Source organism: Geothrix limicola, assembly GCF_030268085.1.
Taxonomy (GTDB): domain Bacteria; phylum Acidobacteriota; class Holophagae; order Holophagales; family Holophagaceae; genus Geothrix; species Geothrix limicola.
The window spans coordinates 321,248-341,089 of record NZ_BSDE01000004.1; the positions used below are offsets into that span (position 1 = coordinate 321,248).

The following is a 19,842-nucleotide window of genomic DNA, read 5'->3' on the forward strand; positions in this document are numbered from 1 at the left end:
AGGCATGCTTTGAGGATAGCGGAGGACGGGGAAATCAGAAGCGGTACGAGGCCTGGAGACCCAGCTCCCGCCGGGTGGTGTGGAGGACGAGGGCATTGCCCAGGGATTGGATCGTGGAGGGCGTGGCTTCGCGATTGGCATTCACGCCGTAGACGGACACCGAGATGCCGTTCAAGAACTCGAGCCCCACGTTGACGTGGAAGAGGGTCTGGGCCTCGCTGTCCTGCCGCGCCACCGCGGCGCCCAGGTTCGCGGATTGGGTGTAGGCGCCCACATGCTGCACGGCCAGGTAGGCGAAGAGGCGTTCCCACCGGTAGCGGGTCCAGAGGTTGGCCGTGAGCTTGGGGCTGAAGTCCGCCTGCTGATCCAGGCCGTAGAAGGGATCCTTGAAATCGCAGGTGGCGAGGTTGAAGCCCGCCAGGAGGCCGGTGGCCACTTCCCCTGTGAGCGAGACCTCCAGGCCCGTGTCGTCGTAGGCCTTGGGGTTGTTCAGGAATTGCGTTTCGGGCTTGCCTCCGATGAGGTTCCCCGTCCGGTAGCTGGAAATCAGGCCCTTGATGACGGTCTTGAAGAAGGTCACATCCAGGGAGGCCCGGGCCCAGGTGTGCCGGTAGCCGAGCTCCCAGGAATCCACGTCCTCGGGCTTCAGGCCCGGGTTGGGGATCAGCACGTAGGCCACCACGGCGTTGTTGATGGCGCCGTCCTTCTCCTGGATCATGGGGCTGCGTTTGGAGGTGAAGAATCCGGTGCGCAGCACCGAGGCCTCGCTCAGTTTCCAGACGAGGGAGGCGCGGGGGCTGGTGGTGCTGCCGCCCAGGGATTCGTTGGCGGCCCGGGCGCCGGCGGAAAGAATCAGGGGGCCCACGTTCCAGTCCAGGGACACGAAGCCTCCCGTGGCGCTGTTCCGCTCCTCCTTCAGGCCCAACGTGGGACTCCCACCGGTGTTGATCTTCTTGGTGTCGGCGCCGAGGACCATGTGGAAGGTGCCATTGGGATCCCAGTTCGCCTGGACGGAGGCGCCCTGGACCTTCTCGTCGAAGAAGTCATAGCCCCTCAGGAACCCCGGATCGGCGGCGAGGGAGGCGTTCCAGACGGCCGTGGAGGCGGGGTTTCCGGGGATCGGCTGCACGGCGCCGATGTGGAACTTCAGGAGCTTCTGGTTCAGGGTGGCTTCGGTCCTGAAGGTGGGCGACCAGATCTGGGACCAGCCGGCCTGGGCGATGTCCCGGCGGACGGCCTGATCCGGGAACTGGAGGATGGGGGCCAGGGTCGTGGGCAGGATCCCAAATTCCGAGAAGTGGCCGCTGTCCCCGGATCCGAACATGGCCCACAGCTTGGCGTTTCGGCCGAGCGACCACTCGGGCCGCAGGAAGAATTGGTGGTCGTGCATGGCATTGGGCTGGGACACCCAGATGTCCGGATGTGCGATCACCGGGACCACCTGATTCGTGTCGCGGTTGGACCCACCCGCGGCGGAGGCGACCACCGAGAAGGCGTCGCCGTTGTAGGCCGCGTAGGCCTGCTCGTGCGAGCCGCCGTGATCCGTGCCCGCCGCCCGCAGGCTGCCGGAGACGCCGCCGCCCTCGGCGCCGCGCTTGGTGAGGATGGAGATGACGCCCATCTGCGCGTTGGCGCCGTAGAGGCTGGAACTGGGCCCGCGCACGATCTCCACGCGCTCGATGGCATCGATGGGGATGGGCAGGCCGTTCCAGTCGATGGGTGCGGAAATGATGTTGAAGAGGGCCACGCCATCCACCAGCAGTTGGATGGTGCGGGCGTTGTCCGAAGGGTTGACGCCCCGGATCGTCACATTGGTGCGGACGGGATCTTTGTCCCACACCTGGAGGCTGGTGGCGAGCTTGAGGACATCCGTGAGCTTGAACACGCCGGACGCGCGGATCTGGTCCGAGGTGATCACTTCGACGGCCTGGGGGCTTTCGATGGGGCTCTGCAGCCGCTTGGAGGCGCTGATGACGGGCGTGTTCAGCAGCAGGAGGAGGGTCCCCTCGTCCTCCGGTGCCTCCTGCGCCGCCAGCGGCAGGCAGCCAGCCGCCCCCACGGCGAGCAGACGCAGGAGAGGGCGGGGTCGCAGGGCCATACCAACCTCCAGAGGTTCCTGGCTTCATGCGCAAGCGGGATGCGTGTCCCATCGACCATCCGTGGATGGACATGAATTCCTGCGGGTCTCGAACCATGAATGAGCAAAAAGCGGCTTCATGTGACCGTCGCAGTCCCTCCGGCGCCCACGCCTTGCGGAACCTCAGCCCCGATCCCCAAAGCTCCGTCCACACGGAACTTTGGGCTCGGCTGACTGGAGCCGCTAGTCGGAATTGAACCAACGACCATCCGCTTACAAGGCGGGCGCTCTACCAACTGAGCTATAGCGGCACGAACTCCAGTCTATCGGATTCCGCGGGATTCCTGAACTGGGGGGGAAGGCTGGGGGCCAGCCTTGTTGTGATGGATCAGTGGACGGGGCCCCGCGAGGGACGCTGTGCTGCAGCGCCCTGACGCCCTGGGGGGTGGGGGCCGACCTGGTTGTTATGGATCCGCGAACGGGTGCCCCGCTCGGAACGCTGCACTGCAGCGTCCTGACGCCCTGGGGGGTGGTGGCCAACCTGGTTGTTATGGATCCGCGAACGGGTGCCCCGCTCGGAACGCTGCACTGCAGCGTCCTGACGCCCTGGGGGGTGGTGGCCAACCTGGTTGTTATGGATCCGCGAACGGGGCCCCGCTCGGAACGCTGCACTGCAGCGTCCTGACGCCCTGGGGGGTGGTGGCCAACCTGGTTGTTATGGATCCGCGAACGGGGCCCCGCTCGGAACGCTGCACTGCAGCGTCCCTCGCGACCCGTTAGCGCGGATCCCCACTGGGATTCCGCTTCAGCTCTTCCATGAAGGTCTCCATCCACTTGGTGGAGAAGGCGCCGGAGATGAAGTCCGGGTGGTCCATGATGCGGCGGTGCAGGGGCGCGGTGGTCTTGATGCCCTCGATGACGAGGGTGTCGAGGGCGCGGCGCATGCGGGCGATGGCTTCGGTGCGGTTGGCGCCGTAGGCGATCAGCTTGGCCACCATGGAGTCGTAGTGGGGCGGGATGACCGCGTCCTGGTGCATGGCGGTGTCCACGCGGATGCCGGGGCCGCCGGGGAAGTGCAGGGCGGTGATGCGGCCGGGGCTGGGCGTGAACTTGAAGGGATCTTCCGCGTTGATGCGGCACTCGATGGCGTGGCCCTTCTGGATCACGTCCTCCTGGCGGAAGCTGAGCTTCTGGCCGGCTGCGACGCGGAGCTGCTCCTTCACGATGTCGATGCCCGTGACCAATTCCGTGACGGGATGCTCCACCTGGACGCGGGTATTCATCTCCATGAAGAAGAAGTCGCCGCGCTTGTCGAGCAGGAACTCGATGGTGCCCGCGTTGTAGTAGCCCACGGCCTTGGCGGCGCGCACGGCGGTGTCGCAGATGCGCTGGCGCAGCTCGGGCGTGAGCACGGCGCTGGGGCTTTCCTCGATGAGCTTCTGGTGGCGGCGCTGGATGGAGCATTCGCGCTCGCCCAGGTGCACCACGTTGCCGAAGAGGTCGCCCATGATCTGGACTTCGATGTGGCGCGGCTCCAGGAGGTACTTCTCCATGTAGACGCTGTCGTCGCCGAAGGCGCCCTTGGCCTCGGTGCGGGCCGTGTTGTAGAGGTCGGGCAGCTCTTCGGCGTTGTTGACGATGCGCATGCCGCGCCCGCCGCCGCCGGCGCTGGCCTTGACGATGACGGGGTAGCCGATCTGCTCGGCCACCACCAGCGCCTCTTCCACGGTCTCGACGAGGCCGTCGCTGCCGGGCATGAGGGGGACACCCGCTTCCAGCATGGTGGCCTTGGCCTGGGCCTTGTTGCCCATCTTGCGGATGATCTCGGCGCTGGGGCCGATGAAGGTGATGCCGCAGGCGAGGCAGACTTCCACGAAGTGCGCGTTCTCGCTGAGGAATCCGTAGCCGGGATGGATGGCCTCGGCCCCGGTGACTTCGGCGGCGGCGATCACCTGGGGGATGTTCAGGTAGGACTTCGACGAAGGCGCGGGACCGATGCAGACTTCCTCGTCGGCGAAGCGCACGTGGAGGGCGTTGCGGTCGGCCTCGGAGTAGACGGCCACGGTCTGGATGCCCATCTCCTTGCAGGCCAGGATCACGCGCAGCGCGATCTCACCGCGGTTGGCGATGAGCACCTTCTTGAAGGGCGGCGCGTCGACGTGTGAGGCGGAGGCCTGTGCAGGTTTGCGTTTGATGGCTGCGCCCATGGCTAGCCGATCCGAACCGCGAAGAGACGCTCGCCGTATTCGACGGGGGTGCCGTTCTCCACGAGCACCTTGACGATCTCGCCGGCGACGTCGCTTTCGATCTCGTTCATGAGCTTCATGGCTTCGATGATGCAGAGGGTCTGGCCCGGCTTCACGAAATCGCCAGGCGAGGTGAAGGGGGTGGCGGTGGGGTTGGAGGCCCGGTAGAAGGTGCCGACGATGGGACTGGTGACGTAGTGGATGCCGGGCTCGTCCGCGGGCGCGGCCGGGGCAGCCGGCGCCAGGGGCGCGGGGACTGCCGGCACGTGGTGGACCGGCGCGGGCGCCGCCATCACGATGGGGGCGGGAGCGGAGGCCTGGATGATGGGCGCCGGGCCGTCCTTGCGGATGCGGAAACGCATGTCGCCGGCTTCGAATTCGAATTCCTGGAAGGGCTCGCGACCCACCAGGGCGATGAGGCTCTTGATCTCTTCAAGGCCGATGGTCTGGACAGAAGCCTTGAGAGGGGCCTTGACGGTCGTTTTGGCGGTGGCCTTCGCGGCGCTGGGGGCCGGGGTCTTGGGCGCGGTCTTGGCGGCGGGACGGGGGGCCGGGGCTTTCTTCGCGGCAGCGGACTTCTTACGGGAGGTGCTCATCAGGGCTCCAACGGTCGGATCGGGCTGGGGAAGGGATCGAGCATACCAAACCAGGGTGAACGGGTCAGGTCACGATTCTTCAGTGGGCTCCACCACGGAAGCCTTCTTCTTGGCGCGAGGGCCGGTTTCTTCCGGGCGGAATTCTTTGCGGGCCGCATCAAGGATGCCATTGAGGAATTGCGTACCTTCCTGGTCGCTGAATTCCTTCACGATCTCCAGGGCCTCGTTGATGACGATGGGGAAGGGGACCTCCTTCACGAACATGAGTTCGTAGAGGCCGAGGCGGAGCAGGTTGCGGTCCACCGCGGCCATGCGGTGGATCTTCCAGTGTTCGGCGTACTTCGCCAGCACGCCGTCGATCTCGTCCAGCTGTCCGTGGACGCCGTCCACCAGGCGCCGCGCGTAGTAGAACGCGTCGCGGTTCAGGTCCTGGATCGCATAGAAGCCCGCGAACACCTGGTCCGGCTGGTAGCCGGTCAGGTCCATGGCATACAGCATCTGCAGGGCGTACTCCCGCCCCCGTCGACGAACTCCCATCTACTTGTGTCCCTTCTTGCCGCTGAGTGTGTGGGCCAGATCTACCATTTCGAGGACGCTCATGGCGGCCTCCCAACCCTTGTTGCCCATCTTGGCGCCGGCCCGGTCGATGGCCTGCTCCACGCTGTCCGTGGTGAGCACGCCGAAGGCCAGGGGCAGGCCCGTGTCGAGGGCCACCTGGGCGGCGCCCTTGGTGACCTCGGCGGCGATCATGTCGAAGTGGGGCGTGCCGCCGCGGATGACCGTGCCCAGCACGATGATGCCGGCATAGCGGCCGCTCTCGGCGGCCATCTTGGCCACCATGGGCAGTTCGAAACTTCCCGGGACGCGAATGAGGTCCATCTGATCTTCAGTGCCGCCGTGGCGGAGGATGCAATCCTTCGCGCCGTCGATGAGTCGCTCCACGATGAAGTCGTTCCAGCGCGACGCCACCAGCGCGAAACGATCGCCGGAATGGACGCGGATATGGCCCTCAAAGATCCCCATGGGAACCCCCCGAAAGGTGGTTAAGAACTGATGAGGCTAACACAGACAGCCCTGACGGTCACTCGGAAACGGCCCGGGACGTCGCCCCGGGCCGTTTCCGAGATCGGAAAAAACTAGATCTGGACCGTGTCGGCGATTTCGCGGAAATCGGCGATCTGGTCGAAGTTCATGTAGCGGTAGATGTCCTTGGCCTTCGCATCGACGACGCCGATCTGGGCCTTGTACTCGTCCACCGTGGGGATCTTCCCGAGGAGGGCGCAAATGGCGGCCAGCTCGGCGGAACCGAGGTAGACGCGGGTGTCGATGCCCAGGCGGTTGGGGAAGTTGCGGGTGGAGGTGGACATGGCCGTGGATCCTTTGCGGATCTGGGCCTGGTTGCCCATGCACAGCGAGCAGCCGGGCATCTCCAGGCGAGCGCCCGTGCGGCCGAGGATGCCGTAGTAGCCCTCCTGGGTGAGCACGTATTCGTCCATCTTGGTGGGCGGGGCGATCCAGAGGCGGGTGGGCATGTCGCTCTTGCCGTCCAGCAGCTTCCCGGCGGCGCGGAAGTGGCCGATGTTGGTCATGCACGATCCGATGAACACCTCGTCGATGGTGTCCCCCGCGACGTCGGACAGCTTCTTGATATCGTCGGGATCGTTGGGACAGGCCACCAGGGGTTCCTTCACGTCGGCCAGGTCGATCTCGATGACGGCGGCGTATTCAGCGTCCGCGTCGGGGGCCAGCAGTTCCGGCTTGGCGATCCAGGCCTGCATGGCCTTGATACGGTTCTCCAGCGTTTCGCGATGCTCGTAGCCGTTGGCGATCATCCACTTCATGAGCGTGATGTTGGACGTCATGTATTCGATGATCGGTTCTTTGTCCAAGCGCACGGTGCAGCCCGCGGCGCTCCGCTCGGCGGAGGCGTCGGACAGCTCGAAGGCCTGTTCCACCTTCAGCTTGGGTAGGCCCTCGATCTCGAGGATGCGGCCGCTGAAGATGTTCTTCTTGCCCTTCTTTTCGACGGTGAGCAGGCCCTGCTGGATGGCGTAGTAGGGGATGGCGTTCACGAGATCGCGCAGGGTGACGCCGGGCTGCAGCTCGCCCTTGAATCGCACCAGCACGGATTCCGGCATGTCCAGGGGCATGACGCCCGTGGCGGCGGCGAAGGCCACCAGGCCCGAGCCCGCGGGGAAGGAGATGCCGATGGGGAAGCGCGTGTGCGAATCGCCGCCGGTGCCGACGGTATCGGGCAGGAGCAGGCGGTTGAGCCAAGAGTGGATGACGCCGTCGCCGACCTTCAGCGAGACGCCGCCGCGGTTGGTGATGAAGGGCGGCAGCTCGCGGTGGGTCTTCACGTCCACGGGCTTGGGGTAGGGCGCCGTGTGGCAGAAGGACTGCATCACCATGTCGGCGGAGAACTGCAGGCAGGCCAGATCCTTCAGCTCGTCGCGGGTCATGGGGCCTGTGGTGTCCTGGGAACCCACGGTGGTCATGTGGGGCTCGCAGTAGGTGCCGGGGCGGATACCCGTGGTGCCGCAGGCGCGGCCCACCATCTTCTGGGCCAGCGAAAAACCCTTGCCCGTGTCCTTGGGGATGGCGGGCAGGCGGAAGATCGTGGACTCAGGCAGGCCCAGCGCCTTGCGGGCCTTGGTGGTGAGGCCGCGACCGACGATGAGGGGGATGCGGCCGCCGGCGCGGACCTCGTCGAAGATCACGTCGGACTTCACCTTGAACTCGGCGATGACCTGGCCGTTCTTCAGGGCCTTGCCCTCGTAGGGGCGCAGCTCGATGACGTCGCCCATCTCCATGCCGTTGACGTCCAGCTCGATGGGCAGGGCGCCCGCGTCTTCCATCGTGTTGTAGAAGATGGGCGCGATCTTCGAGCCCAGGCAGACGCCGCCGAAGCGCTTGTTGGGAACATACGGGATGTCTTCGCCCGTGAACCACAGCACGGAATTGGTGGCGGACTTGCGGCTGGAACCCGTGCCCACCACGTCACCCACGTAGGCGATGAGGTGGCCCTTGGCCTTGAGGGCTTCGAGCTGCTTGAGGGGGCCCACCTTGCCGGGGTCATCGGGGTTGATGCCGGGGCGGGGGTTCTTCAGCATGGCCAGGGCGTGCAGCGGAATGTCGGGGCGGCTCCAGGCGTCGGGGGCGGGGGACAGGTCGTCGGTGTTGGTCTCGCCACTGACCTTGAACACGGTGAGTGTGAGGCTCTGGGGCACTTCGGGGCGGCTGGTGAACCACTCGGCCTCGGCCCAGGACTTCAGCACGTCTTTCGCGTTCTTGTTGCCCGCATCGGCCTTGGCCTTCACGTCGGCGAAGGCGTCGAAGACCAGCAGGGTCTTTTTCAGACCTTCGGCGGCGATGGCGCCCACCTGGGAATCCTCCAGCAGGTCGATGAGGGGCTTGACGTTGAATCCGCCCAGCATGGTGCCCAGCAGCTCCGTGGCCTTTTCGCGCGAGACGAGGGCCACCTTTTCCTTGCCGCTTGCAACATTCGCCAGGAAGGCGGCCTTCACGCGGGCGGCGTCATCCACACCGGCGGGCACGCGATGGATCAGCAGGTCGATGAGGAAGGCCTCTTCGCCCGCGGGAGGATGGGCCAGCAGGTCCGCCAGTTCGTGGGTCTGGGCCTCGGTGAGCGGCAGGGGAGGGATGCCGAGGGCGGCGCGTTCGGCGACATGTTGGCGATAGGCTTGAAGCACGGTCAACCCCCCTGAGTGCGCCGCTGGGCGCGGTCCGATCTTCCATTCTACATCCCGCCGCTTCCGGGGCGGACCCTCACTTGTGCAGACATGGGGTCACTTGGGATGGGGGCCTGGCGTGGGCGACCGGAGATCGGGCCATGGCTCAACCTCCCACGACTCCGGGCCGATCCGGAAGGAACAGGAGTGGATGGATGGCAATCAAGCGTGTGCGGGTCGAGGATCTTAAAGAAGGCATGTTCATCCACGATCTGAACTGCGGCTGGCTCCAGCATGGCTTTCTCCGGCAGCAGTTCCTCCTGCGCCAGTCCAGCCAGATCAAGAAGATGAAGGACCAGGGCATGGACGAGGTCTATATCGACACGGCCCGGGGTGATGACGTGGCCGATGCGCCCACCCGCGAGGAGATCGACCAGCGGCTGGAGGCGCAGCTGAAGGAATCCGTGGCTGCGGGCGCCGCGGGCCTGCACGCGCGGGTTTCGCAGAAGGAGGAATCCGCCGCGGCGAAGCGGATCCTCGGCGAAGCCTCGGGCGTGGTGAACGGGCTGCTCCAGGACGTGCGGCTCGGCAAGCAGCTGGACCCCGTCAAGGCCAAGCCCCTGGTCAAGGCCATGCATTCCTCGGTGCTGAGGAATCCCGGCGCGCTCATCAGCCTCTCCCGCCTGAAGAGCGCCGACACCTACACCTTCCAGCACTCGGTGAGCATCTGCGCGCTGCTCGTCTCCTTCTGCCATTCGCTGGGGCTGGACGCGGCTTCGGTGGAGGAGGCCGGCCTCGGCGGCCTGCTGCACGACGTGGGCAAGATGAAGGTGCCCAACGAGGTGCTGAACAAGCCGGGTCGCCTCACGGAAGAGGAATTCAAGATCATGAAGTCCCACGCCTCCATCAGCCGGGAACTGCTGATGGGTGTGCCGGGCATCTCGGAGATGGTCATCCAGATCGCGGGCGAGCATCACGAGAAGATCAGCGGCGGGGGCTATCCGCTGGGCATCGCGGGGGATCAGATCTCGAAGATCGGACGCATGACCGCCATCGTGGACGTCTACGACGCGCTCACGTCGAACCGGGTCTATCACAAGGGCATGGAGCCTTCGGAGGTGCTGAAGAAGCTCCTGGAGTGGAGTGGCACCCACCTGGACGGCGACCTCGTGCAGCAGTTTATCCGCACCCTCGGCATCTATCCGGTGGGTTCGCTGGTGCGCCTCTCCAACGGCCGCCTGGCCGTGGTGGTGGAGCAGAATGAGGATCTGCTTCGACCCACGGTCCGCGTGATCTACGACATCGACCGGAAGATCAAGCTGGTGCCCCGGGACCTGCAGCTCACCTCGGGCGGCGAACAGATCGTGGACTACGAGGAACCCGCCGAGTGGAAGCTGGATCCGGCCTCGTTCCTCTGAAGCATTCTCTGATCAGTAGCCTGCCGCCTGGCCGTCCTTCCGTGATTCCGAGGCGCCGAAGTAGACCTTCTGGACCGGGTCCCAGCGGATGGCCTGGTAGCCACCGTAGCCGCCGAGCATCCAGCCCACGCCGTGGCCCATGTCCATCAGCGCGCGGACGGTCTCGTAGGGGAAGCCGCTTTCCAATTGCACCGTGCCCGGCAGCTTCCCCGCTTCGCCGGTGGGCTCGGGGGAGCCGTCGTGGCTTATGCGCGGCGCGTCGCCGGCCTCCTGGGCGTTCATGCCGAAGTCGATGAGGTTCATCACGACCTGTGCGTGGCCGATGGGCTGGAACTCGCCGCCCATGACGCCGTAGCTGAGGAAGGGCGCGCCGTTCTTCGTGATGAAGCCCGGGATGATCGTGTGGAAGGGGCGCTTGCCCGGCGCGTAGCTGTTGGCGTTGCCGTCTTCGAGGTTGAAGAGCTCGCCGCGATCCTGGAGGCAGAAGCCCAGGTCGCCCGGCGTCATGCCGCTGCCCATGCCGCGGTAGTTGCTCTGGATAAGGCTCACCATGTTGCCTTCGCCATCCGCCGTCGTGAGGTAGATGGTGTCGCCTTCCTTCAGGGGCGGGTGGCCCGCCTCGAGGCGGCGTGCGGCCCGCGATTCGTTGATGAGGGCCCGGCGCTGCGCGGCGTAGTCCTTCGACAGCAGCCAGGCAAGCGGAACCTTCATGTAGGCGGCATCGGCGTAGAACTTGGCCCGGTCCTCGAAGGCCAGCTTCTTGGCCTCGGTGAAGAGGTGGACATGGCGCGGGCTGCCGAAGGGGATCTTCGAGAAGTCGTAGCCCTCAAGGATGTTCAGCATCTGCAGTGCGGCGATGCCCTGGCCGTTGGGGGGCAGCTCCCAGACGTCGTAGCCGCGGTAGTTGACGCTGACGGGCTCCACCCAGTCCGAGTGGTGGGCGGCCAGGTCCTCGTAGCTCAGGAAGCCGCCCTGGGCCTTCATGTAGGCGTCTATCTTCCGGGCGATCTCGCCCTTGTAGAAGGCGTCGCGGCCCTCCTTCGCGACGAGCTCGAGCGTGTTCGCCAGCCGCGGGTTGCGGAAGACCTCGCCGCTCCTCGGCGCGCGCTTGCCGTCCACCGTGTAGGTCTCAAGGAAACCCGGGAACCTGCCCAGCACGGGCACGCTGCGTTCCCAGTAGTAGGCGACGAGCTCCGAGACGGGAAATCCCTCCCGGGCGTAGCGGATGGCCGGCGCCAGCACCTGGGCCATGGGGAGCCGGCCGAATTTCCGGTGCAGCTCGAACCAGGCGTCCACGCAGCCGGGCACGCTCACGGGCAGGGGGCCGTGGGGCGGAATGTGCTTGAGGCCCAGCTTCCTGAAGTGGTCGAGGCTGAGCGATTTCGGCGAACGGCCGCTGCCGTTGAGGCCGCGGAGCTGCTTCGTCTTGGCGTCCCACACCATGGCGTAGAGGTCGCCGCCCATGCCGCTGCCCGTGGGCTCCATGAGGCCCAGGGTGGCGTCGGCGGCGATGGCAGCGTCCACCGCCGAGCCGCCCTGCTTGAGGATGTCGAGGGCCACCTGCGTGACCAGGGCCTGGCTGGTGCAGGCCATGCCGTGCTGGGCCGCCACCTCGGAACGGGTGGCGAAGGCCCGGCCCGTCACGCGATCACCGGCAGACAGCGGCTGGAACACCAGCGGCTGGAACGCGAGCGCGAGTGCGAGGCATGCGGTCGGAGTGCGCATGGGACCTCCAGAGGGTGTCCCATGAAAGCATGTTTGCATCGCAAAATGAGGCTTCATTTTCTGGGCGGAGCGTCCATGCTGGAACCGAGGTGTCCCATGTCCTTCGATGCCGCCACCCGCAAGACCTTCCTCCGCCGCTACGCGGAGGGTCCCGCCCTGCTGCGCCGGGCCTGGGCCGAAGTGCCCGCCGAGGCCCGCACCTGGCGGCCCGCCGCCGGCAAGTGGAGCGCCCACGAGGTGGTGGTCCACTGCGCGGATTCCGAGACCTATTCGGCCATCCGCATCCGGCTGCTGCTGGCCGAGCCCGAGCCGCTCATCGTGGGCTACGACGAGAACGCCTGGGCGCAGCGCTTCGACTACCACGCTTCGGATCCCGAGCTGGCAATCCACCTGGTGGAGACGGTGCGGGCCCACACCTCGGCCCTGCTGGAGCGGCTGCCGGAGGAGGCCTGGGGCCGCATGGGGCGCCACACGCAAAGCGGCGCCTACGGCACCGACGACTGGCTGCGCAGCTATGGCGAACACCTGGAGATCCACGCCGCGCAGATCCAACGCAACCTCGCGGCCTGGCGGAATCGATAGCGTGACAAGGCGGCGACACGGGCGCGGGGCCGCCGTGGCTAGAATGGTCGATTCTTGCCAAGGAGCCCCATGCCCCTCGTCCGCATTTCCCACCGCGCAGGCGTGAGCGAGGCCTACCGCCAGGCCCTGTCCGACGGCGTCCAGGAGGCCCTGACGAGCACGGTGAACGTGCCCGCCGACGACCGCTTCCACATCCTCACCGAGCACGCCGCGGGCCTGATCTACGATGCGAATTATTTAGGCATCGAGCGTTCGCCGGATTGGGTGGCCATCCAGATCACGCTGCGGAGTGGCCGCACGGTGGAGATGAAGCAGGCCCTCTACCGGAAGATCGTGGACAACCTCGCCGCAAATCCAGGCCTGCGTCCCGAGGACGTGCTCATCTGCCTCGTGGAAAACGAGCTGGCGGACTGGTCTTTCGGCATGGGGGAAGCCCAATATGTCCGCTGAACTGGATCTGCAGGCCTACCTCCGGCGCGTGGGGCTCGTCGCCGCTCCCACGGCGGATCTCGCGGGACTGAGGGCCTTGCACCTCGCGCACGCGACCTCGATCCCCTTCGAGAACCTCGACATCCAGATGGGCCTGCCCATCCGCATCGACCTGGCCTCCATCCAAGCCAAGCTCGTGCAGCGTCGTCGCGGCGGCTACTGCTTCGAGCAGAACACGCTGTTCCTGGCCGTGCTGAAGGCGCTCGGTTTCGACGTGTTCTCGGGCGAGGCGCGGGTGCGCCTGGGCACGACGGACCTGCTGCCCCGCACCCACATGTTGCTGATCGTCCAGCTGGAAGGCCGGCCCTGGCTTTGCGACGTGGGCTTCGGCGGCCGTGGTCTCCTGCATCCCGTGCCCATGGACGGCGAAGCGCACCGGCAGTTCCTGGACACGATGCGGGTAGTGGAGGAAGGTCGCCTGCGGGTGCTCCAGTCGCTGAACCAGGGCGCCTGGGAGGATCTCTACGCCTTCGAGCCCGAGCCGCACACTTCGGTGGACTACGAGATGGCGAACCACTACACGAGCACGTATCCGGAGTCGCGCTTCATCAAGACGCTCACGGCCCAGTTGCCGAGCCCCGAGGTGCGCCGCATCCTGCGCAACCGGTCCTACGCCGAGATTCGCGGCGATCAAGTGGAAGGCCGGGAACTGGCGCGAGAGGAGGTGGTTCCGATGCTGCGCGACGTGTTCGGTCTCGAGGTGCCGGAGGGCGCCACTTTCCGGGGCCTGAACGATTGAAGAGGGTCTAGTTGCCGAGGGCCTTCAACTGGGCTTCGGCATCGGCATGCAGGGCGTTGGCCCGTTGGACGCCCTGCATGTCCTCGTGGAGAAGGGCTTCGGCAAAGGCGGCCCAGGCGCGTTCGCGGGTTTCGGCGTAGCGGTCGAGGCGTGACACCAGGTTGGCCTGGGCTTCGGGCAGGCCGCGAAGCGATTTCAGTTGCAGCCGGGCCGAGTGCCAGGGTGGGAGCACGTCCGTTTCGATGAGCCGCGCGAAGTCCGCATCGGCGAGGGCGCCGGCCTTCGCTCTTTCCAGGGCGGCGTTGTAGCGGGTCCGGACCTGGGTTTCGGTCTCAGTGAAGTGCGCGAGCTCCTGCTGAAGGTTCACGACCCTGGGGCGGGACACCGCGGCCAGCGCCAGCAGGGCCAATCCCGCGACCAGGACCTGGAGAGCGATGCGGAGACGGGCTTCGCTCCCTCGGGCGTGCAGACATCGGGCCATCACCGCCCCGCAGGCCAGGCCGCCGGCGAGACCGCCCAGGTGACCCGCCATGTCCAGCCCGCGCTGGGTCAGGCCCCAGACCAGGTTGTAGCCGAGGAACACCAGGGCATCCTTCCTGAGCTTTCGGGCCACGTCCGGCGGCACGTCGCGGGCGCCCGCGAGCAGGTACCCGATGAGGCCGCCGTAGAGTCCGAAGATCGCGCCGGAGGCCCCGGCCGACGTGATGTACGGGTTCCACCACATTGACGCGATGCTGCCCGCGATCCCGGACAGCACGTAGAGCGTGGCGAAACCCGCCCGGCCGAGCAGGCGTTCCATGAACCGCCCGATGCCCCAGAGGACGGCCATGTTGAACAGGATGTGGATGAGGCCGATGTGCAGGAACGTGCACGTGAAGAGGCGCCACCACTGACCGGAGGTGGTGAGGGCTCCCTGGTTCGCGCCCCAGTGCAGGAGGCTGGGAACATCCGGCTGAAACAGGGACACGCCGCCCAGCAGCATCGCGAGGAAGACCGCGATATTCGCGCCGATGATGCCGAGGGTGAGCCAGGGGGTCGGCGCCTTCTCGGCCAGGTGGTTCTGGAACGGATCCAGGCGGGCCTCTGCCGCCTGATCCGGGGCGCTGGTCGGATCTTCCGAAACCGGGCTGCCATCCATCGCTGCGCGCTCCAGGTCAGAGGCTTTCGCGCCGTCGGGCCCTACCATGGGATCCGGGCGCCGTCCCGCCAGAAGCCGCCCGTCAGGTCCGGCGCGGCCTTGAGCACCAGCCACAGGATGCTGTCCGCGCCCTGCTGCAGGCTGCGGGGCGCCGAGGGGCCGCCCATGTCCGTGCGCACCCAGCCGGGGCAGACGGCGTTCACACGGATGCCGCGAGGCTTCAGCGCCGCCGCCAGCTGCACGGTGACGGCGTTGAGCGCGGTCTTCGAAATGCAGTAGGCCGGGGCCCAGGTGGAAGAGGCCGAAAGTTGGCCGCCGCCGCTGCTGACGTTCACGATGCGCCCGCCCTTGGGCATGAGGGGCGCGAAGGCCTGGGCCACGCGCAGGGGCCCGATGGCGTTCGCCTCCAGGCTGCGGCGCAGCACGTCGGGCGGCACATCCATCAGCCCCATCTCCTCGTCGAGGAGGATGCCCGCGTTGTTCACGAGCACGTCCAGGCGGCCGTACCGGCGTTTCACCGCGTCGGCCGCGGCGAGGATGGCCGTCTCGTCCGTCACGTCCAGGGGCAGGATCTCCACACCGGGCAGAGACTTCATCTTCGAAGGATCACGCACGCCCGCCAGCACCGTGTAGCCTTCCTCGGCGAGGCGGCGGGCCACTTCGCGGCCGAGCCCGCGCGCGGCGCCGGTGACGAGGGCGATGGGTGCGTTCATGGTCCTCCCGGGTCGGATCGTGGAATGATGATGGCATGTCCAAAGCTCCCTCCACCAACGCCACGCGCCTCCTGAAGCAGGCGGGTCTGGCCTACACCGAACACCTCTACCGCTACGAGGAGCACGGCGGCACGCGGGTGAGCGCGCAGGAACTGGGCGTGGATGAGCACGCCGTCATCAAGACCCTGGTGATGGAAGACGAAAAAGGCGCACCGCTCATCATCCTCATGCACGGCGACCGCGAGGTGAGCACCAAGGAGCTGGCCCGGCAAATCGGCGCGAAGACCGTGCAGCCCTGCAAGCCCGACGTCGCCAACCGCCACAGCGGCTACCTCGTGGGCGGTACCAGCCCCTTCGGCACCAAGAAGGCCATGCCCATCCACGCCGAGGCCACGATCTTCGACCTGCCGCGTATCTACCTGAATGGCGGCAGCCGGGGCTTTCTCTTGGGACTCGATCCGAGGGACCTGGAACGGGTGCTGAAGGTGACGCGCGTGAGCGTGGCGATTCCCTAGGCGCCGACCCAGGCGGACGGTTGGCGTTTCATTTTCGTCCAAGTTCGCCCACAGCTCGTTTCAACCAAGGCGGCGTGATGGTTTCACGGGTGCGGACCTCCTCGGTGGATTCCGGGCCGGGTGAGGAAAGCTGTGGTTGTTGGCACATGAAAGATCATTCGGGTGTAGGATGACGCTTCTTTCCAAGGAGCCCGCTATGAAGACGCCGATCCTCTCCCTCCTCCTTGCCCTTCCGCTGGCCGCCCAGGCGCCCGCGGCGAAGGCTCCCGCGGCCAAGGCACCTGCACCGGCGGCCGAACCCAGTGTCGGTGTGGCCATGGACGGCACCTATCAGTGGGTGGCCGGCCAGTTCATGGGCGCCGCCGAGGCCATGCCCGAGGACAAGTTCGACTGGGCGCCCACCCAGGGCGAATTCAAGGGCGTGAAGACCTTCGCGCAGCAGGTGAAGCACGTCTCCGCCGTGAACTTCTTCATCGGTTCCCAGATCCTGGGCGAGAAGCCTCCGGCGGAAGTGGGCAATCCTGAGATGGGCCCCGACAGCCTCAAGACCAAGGCCGAGATCGTGAAGTACATGAAGGATTCCTTCGCCTACGCCCGGAAGGCCATCCAGAGCATCACGGCGAAGAACGGCACCCGGGCCGTGAAGTTCCCCTTCGGCGAAGGCCCCGACATGACGCCCATCGGCATGGCCACGCTGCTGGCCTTCCACGGCATGGACCACTACGGCCAGATGGTGGAGTACCTCCGCACGAACGGCATCGTGCCCCCCGCCAGCCGTCCGAAGCCTGCGGCCCACTGATCCGATGACCCGACTCGCCTGACGCGAGGTCGTGGCATGCCCCGGTAGGCCGTCCAAGGCGGAGCGGGAGATCGGGACTCCCGCTCCGCCTTCGGCCGGGGGATGATAGAGGATTCCGGGGATTCTATGGCCACCACTACCCATCGCTCCGTCTGCCCCTACGATTGTCCGGATGCCTGCGGGCTCGTCGTTCAGGTGGAGGACGGCCGCGCGGTGGACGTGTCGGGGGATCCCGAGCATCCCTTCACCCGCGGCATGCTCTGCCCGAAGATGAACCGCTACCAGGACACGGTGCATCACCCGGAGCGGTTGACGACGCCCCTCCTGCGCGTGGGGCCCAAGGGCGCGGGCGCTTTCGCGCCCATCCCCTGGGGCGAGGCCATCGACCGCATCGCCGATCGATGGCGGGGCATCATCTCTGAGCACGGCGCCGAGGCCATCCTGCCCTATTCCTATGCGGGCACCATGGGCCTCGTACAGCGCACGGCCGGGCACGCCTTCTTCCACCGCATGGGCGCCTCCCGCTTGGATCGCACCATCTGCTCGCCGGCCAAGTCCGCGGGCTGGTCGCTGGTGATGGGCAGCACGCCCGCGCCCCATCCCGATGCCTGCCGCCACAGCGACCTGATCCTGATCTGGGGCCAGAACGCCGCCGCCACGAATGTCCACGGGCTGCACGCGGTGCGGGAGGCCAAGCGTCAGGGCGCCAAGGTGTGGCTCATCGACACCTACATCCACGCCACGGCCCCCCTCTGCGACCGCGTGGTGACGGTGAAGCCAGGCTCGGACTCAGCCCTGGCCCTGGGCCTGCTGCACCTGCTGGACGCGATGGGACTGGCGGATGAGGCCTTCCTCGCTCGCCACGTGGTGGGCCACGAAGAGCTCCGCGCCCGCATCCTGCCCGACTATCCACCCGAGCGCGTGGCGGCGCTCACGGGGGTGCCCGAGGCCACGCTGCGCGAGTTGGCTGAGGCCTACGGCCGGGCCCGGGATCCCCACATCCGCACGGGCAATGGCCTCTCCCGCTACGGCAACGGGGCCATGACCCTGCGCACCATCGCCTGCTTGCCCGCCTTTGTGGGCGCCTACGCCAAGCCCGGCGGCGGGGCCTTCACCTCCACCGGCACGAGTGCGGTCTTCCCCATGGAGGTCCTCACCCGGGAGGATCTGCAGCCCGGTCCCACGCGGATCATCAACATGAACCGCCTGGGCTGGGCCCTCCACGAGCTGGACGCTCCGAAGGTGGCCTCGCTCTACGTCTACAACGCCAACCCCGCCGCCGTGACGCCGGACCAGAACGCCGTGCTGGCGGGCCTGGCGCGAGAGGATCTGTTCACGGTGGTGCACGAGCGATTCATGACGGACACGGCCCAGTTCGCCGACCTCGTGCTGCCCGCCACGTCGTCGCTGGAGCACAGCGACCTCTACCGCTCCTACGGCAGCTACTGCGTGCAGCGGGTGCAGGCGGCGGTGCCGCCCGTGGGGGAGGCCCGATCGAACCTGGACGTGTTCCAGGGTTTGGCCCGCGCCATGGGCTTCACCGAAGAGGTCTTCTCCCAGTCCGCCGATCAGCTCATCGATGCCCTGCTGGCCACGCCGCATCCCTGGCGCGAGGGGATTTCCGCGGAGCGTTTCGAGCAGGGCCTCGCCGTGGAATTGAATCCAGGCATCGGCACGGATTCCGGCTCGGAGCCGCGCTTCGGCACGCCCAGCGGCCGCATCGAGATCCTCAACCCGCGCGACGCCGAACCCCTGCCGCGCTACCTGCCGCCCCACAGTGCCTCGGATCCCCATCCGCTGCAGCTCATCACGGCGCCCGCGCTGCAGGGCCTCAACTCCACCTTCCACGAGCGCGAGGAGCTGCGGCGGCGCATGGGCGTTATGGCCGTGCAGCTGAACCCGGAAGAAGCGAAGGCGCGAGGCCTGCGCGACGGCGACCCCGTCACCGTCTTCAACGAGCGGGGCGAGGTCGCCTTCCACTTGAAGGTGACGGACAAGGTGCCGGTGGGTGTGACGGTGGCCGAGGGCGTGTGGTGGCGACGCTACGCCCCGGGGGACCGCACGGTGAATGCGCTCACCTCCCAGCGCCTCACGGACCGCGGCGGCGGCAGTACTTTCTACGACAACCGGGTGGATGTGCGGGCGGCGTCCTAGCCCTTGGCATCCCGCTCGTAGGCGCGCTTCAGCCAGGCTGAGGCGAAGGCCAGATCGGCCTCGCTGGTGATTTCCATTTTGTGCGTGATGCGGTCCTTCTTGGCGAAGCCGCCGGTGTCTTTCAGGCGCGCGTCCGCATCCTTCACGCTGGCCGGATCGCCGAGGGCCAGGCCCAGGTCCAACCTCGAGGCGAAGGGCTTTACCTCGGCAAATACGTGGTGGCGGTAGAAGGGCACGATGGTTTCGCAGGGACAGACCCGGACGTCTTCACCCAGGCTCCGCGCGAGGTCCGTGAGGCGTTCGAAGAGGGGCCGCAGCGCGGCCTTCCTGCCGCCGTACTGGGCGTCCACGTAGCCCGGGGCCGCGGCGAGGTAGCCCTCGGGCGTGTCGTCGAAGGCGTGTCCCGGCGCGGCCCCGGCCCGCTGCGCCACGAAGGAGGCCTGGTTGGTGCCGAGGCCCTGGGTCTTCAGCCAGGCCACCAGGGGCTTGGGCTCCGCGGGGCCCTGGGCCCGGGCCAGGTCGACCCAGGCTTCGACGGTGCGGCCGGTCTTGGCCTTGAAGTTGGCAAGAACCGCCTGGACGTAGGCCACGCTGGGATGGAGATCGTAGGGCGCAGAAGGGCGGGGGAGTGTCGGCATGGGGGCCTCCGGCCTGAGTGTAGCTGTCCTGAAAGGGGGGACCGCCCGCTCGCTGAGGCTCGCTCTCCATCTTTCACAGGCTCGACTAGATGTAAGTGCCAATCAGGTTGTTCACCCGAGCTGATCTGGGAAGCTGAAAGTGCGACCAAACAGCTTTCAGAGGTGCTCGGGTGAACCTCCACAGTTCAGCAAAAACATGCCCTGCCAGTCGAGCCTTATTGATCCGACGAGTCCTGGATGAGGGTTGGACGGTCAAGGCTGCCGCCAATTCGATTGGCCTCAGTCCACGCCGAGCCTATGCGTGGTTGGCTCGATTCAAGG

18 protein-coding genes and 1 tRNA gene are annotated in these 19,842 nt (G+C 66.9%); 8 read left to right on the forward strand and 11 right to left on the reverse strand.

Annotated features, from left to right (window positions below):
- Nucleotides 1-34: 34 nt before the first annotated feature.
- From QSJ34_RS12545 to acnB, 7 genes are all read right to left on the reverse strand, one after another.
- Nucleotides 35-2,098 (reverse strand): TonB-dependent receptor plug domain-containing protein, encoded by a 2,064-nt coding sequence (locus QSJ34_RS12545; protein ID WP_285575721.1) that lies wholly within the window; start codon nt 2,096-2,098, stop codon nt 35-37.
- Nucleotides 2,099-2,312: 214 nt separating this feature from the next.
- Nucleotides 2,313-2,388, reverse strand: a tRNA-Thr gene (locus QSJ34_RS12550).
- Between the two features lie 465 nt (nt 2,389-2,853).
- Nucleotides 2,854-4,284 carry an acetyl-CoA carboxylase biotin carboxylase subunit gene (accC, locus tag QSJ34_RS12555; RefSeq protein ID WP_285575724.1) on the reverse strand — a complete coding sequence of 477 codons (1,431 nt, stop codon included), beginning with the start codon at nt 4,282-4,284 and terminating at the stop codon, nt 2,854-2,856.
- 2 nt (nt 4,285-4,286) lie between these two features.
- Nucleotides 4,287-4,766 carry an acetyl-CoA carboxylase biotin carboxyl carrier protein gene (accB, locus tag QSJ34_RS12560; protein ID WP_420798852.1) on the reverse strand — a complete coding sequence of 160 codons (480 nt, stop codon included), beginning with the start codon at nt 4,764-4,766 and terminating at the stop codon, nt 4,287-4,289.
- 222 nt (nt 4,767-4,988) lie between these two features.
- A complete protein-coding gene (nusB, locus tag QSJ34_RS12565; RefSeq protein WP_285575729.1) occupies nt 4,989-5,456 on the reverse strand; it encodes a transcription antitermination factor NusB in 468 nt (155 codons plus the stop codon).
- The gene (ribH, locus tag QSJ34_RS12570) at nt 5,457-5,942 is read right to left on the reverse strand and encodes a 6,7-dimethyl-8-ribityllumazine synthase (RefSeq protein WP_285575730.1); all 486 of its coding nucleotides are present in this window, start codon (nt 5,940-5,942) and stop codon (nt 5,457-5,459) included. It abuts the gene before it with no gap.
- A 113-nt stretch (nt 5,943-6,055) separates the two neighbouring features.
- Nucleotides 6,056-8,632 carry a bifunctional aconitate hydratase 2/2-methylisocitrate dehydratase gene (gene acnB / locus QSJ34_RS12575; protein ID WP_285575732.1) on the reverse strand — a complete coding sequence of 859 codons (2,577 nt, stop codon included), beginning with the start codon at nt 8,630-8,632 and terminating at the stop codon, nt 6,056-6,058.
- 194 nt (nt 8,633-8,826) lie between these two features.
- Between acnB and QSJ34_RS12580 the strand changes: the two genes are divergently transcribed.
- Nucleotides 8,827-10,029, forward strand: a complete 1,203-nt coding sequence (locus tag QSJ34_RS12580) for an HD-GYP domain-containing protein (RefSeq protein WP_285575734.1) — start codon at nt 8,827-8,829, stop codon at nt 10,027-10,029.
- Nucleotides 10,030-10,041: 12 nt separating this feature from the next.
- On the opposite strand, the gene ggt is transcribed toward QSJ34_RS12580, so the two are convergent.
- Nucleotides 10,042-11,754, reverse strand: a complete 1,713-nt coding sequence (ggt, locus tag QSJ34_RS12585; RefSeq protein ID WP_285575736.1) for a gamma-glutamyltransferase — start codon at nt 11,752-11,754, stop codon at nt 10,042-10,044.
- 96 nt (nt 11,755-11,850) lie between these two features.
- Here ggt and QSJ34_RS12590 point away from each other — a divergent pair, with 96 nt between their 5' ends.
- From QSJ34_RS12590 to QSJ34_RS12600, 3 genes are all read left to right on the forward strand, one after another.
- Nucleotides 11,851-12,336, forward strand: a complete 486-nt coding sequence (locus QSJ34_RS12590; RefSeq protein WP_285575738.1) for a DinB family protein — start codon at nt 11,851-11,853, stop codon at nt 12,334-12,336.
- Nucleotides 12,337-12,405: 69 nt separating this feature from the next.
- Entirely contained in the window at nt 12,406-12,786 is a 381-nt protein-coding gene (locus QSJ34_RS12595) for a tautomerase family protein (RefSeq protein WP_285575740.1), read from the forward strand.
- Nucleotides 12,776-13,564 carry an arylamine N-acetyltransferase family protein gene (locus QSJ34_RS12600; RefSeq protein ID WP_285575742.1) on the forward strand — a complete coding sequence of 263 codons (789 nt, stop codon included), beginning with the start codon at nt 12,776-12,778 and terminating at the stop codon, nt 13,562-13,564. The genes QSJ34_RS12595 and QSJ34_RS12600 overlap by 11 nt, the downstream gene beginning before the upstream one ends.
- 7 nt (nt 13,565-13,571) lie before the next feature.
- Here the strand turns inward: QSJ34_RS12600 and QSJ34_RS12605 are convergent, their stop codons facing one another.
- Entirely contained in the window at nt 13,572-14,702 is a 1,131-nt protein-coding gene (locus QSJ34_RS12605; RefSeq protein ID WP_285575745.1) for a rhomboid family intramembrane serine protease, read from the reverse strand.
- Between the two features lie 41 nt (nt 14,703-14,743).
- Nucleotides 14,744-15,415, reverse strand: coding sequence for an SDR family oxidoreductase (locus QSJ34_RS12610; protein WP_285575746.1), 672 nt, complete (start codon nt 15,413-15,415; stop codon nt 14,744-14,746).
- A 35-nt stretch (nt 15,416-15,450) separates the two neighbouring features.
- On the opposite strand from QSJ34_RS12610, the gene ybaK reads away from it, so the two are divergent.
- The 3 genes from ybaK to QSJ34_RS12625 all read left to right on the forward strand — a co-directional run bounded on the left by ybaK (nt 15,451) and on the right by QSJ34_RS12625 (nt 18,883).
- Complete coding sequence (gene ybaK, locus QSJ34_RS12615; RefSeq protein WP_285575747.1) at nt 15,451-15,930, forward strand: Cys-tRNA(Pro) deacylase; 480 nt, start codon at nt 15,451-15,453, stop codon at nt 15,928-15,930.
- A gap of 196 nt (nt 15,931-16,126) precedes the next feature.
- Complete coding sequence (locus tag QSJ34_RS12620; RefSeq protein WP_285575748.1) at nt 16,127-16,729, forward strand: DinB family protein; 603 nt, start codon at nt 16,127-16,129, stop codon at nt 16,727-16,729.
- A 126-nt stretch (nt 16,730-16,855) separates the two neighbouring features.
- Complete coding sequence (locus QSJ34_RS12625) at nt 16,856-18,883, forward strand: molybdopterin-containing oxidoreductase family protein (protein ID WP_285575750.1); 2,028 nt, start codon at nt 16,856-16,858, stop codon at nt 18,881-18,883.
- Here the strand turns inward: QSJ34_RS12625 and QSJ34_RS12630 are convergent.
- Nucleotides 18,880-19,521: a DUF5655 domain-containing protein gene (locus QSJ34_RS12630; protein WP_285575752.1), complete on the reverse strand. Its 642-nt coding sequence runs from the start codon at nt 19,519-19,521 to the stop codon at nt 18,880-18,882. The genes QSJ34_RS12625 and QSJ34_RS12630 overlap by 4 nt on opposite strands.
- A gap of 170 nt (nt 19,522-19,691) precedes the next feature.
- Between QSJ34_RS12630 and QSJ34_RS18575 the strand changes: the two genes are divergently transcribed.
- Nucleotides 19,692-19,842: leucine zipper domain-containing protein (locus QSJ34_RS18575; RefSeq protein ID WP_420798853.1), on the forward strand; the 151-nt coding region annotated here is incomplete at its 3' end.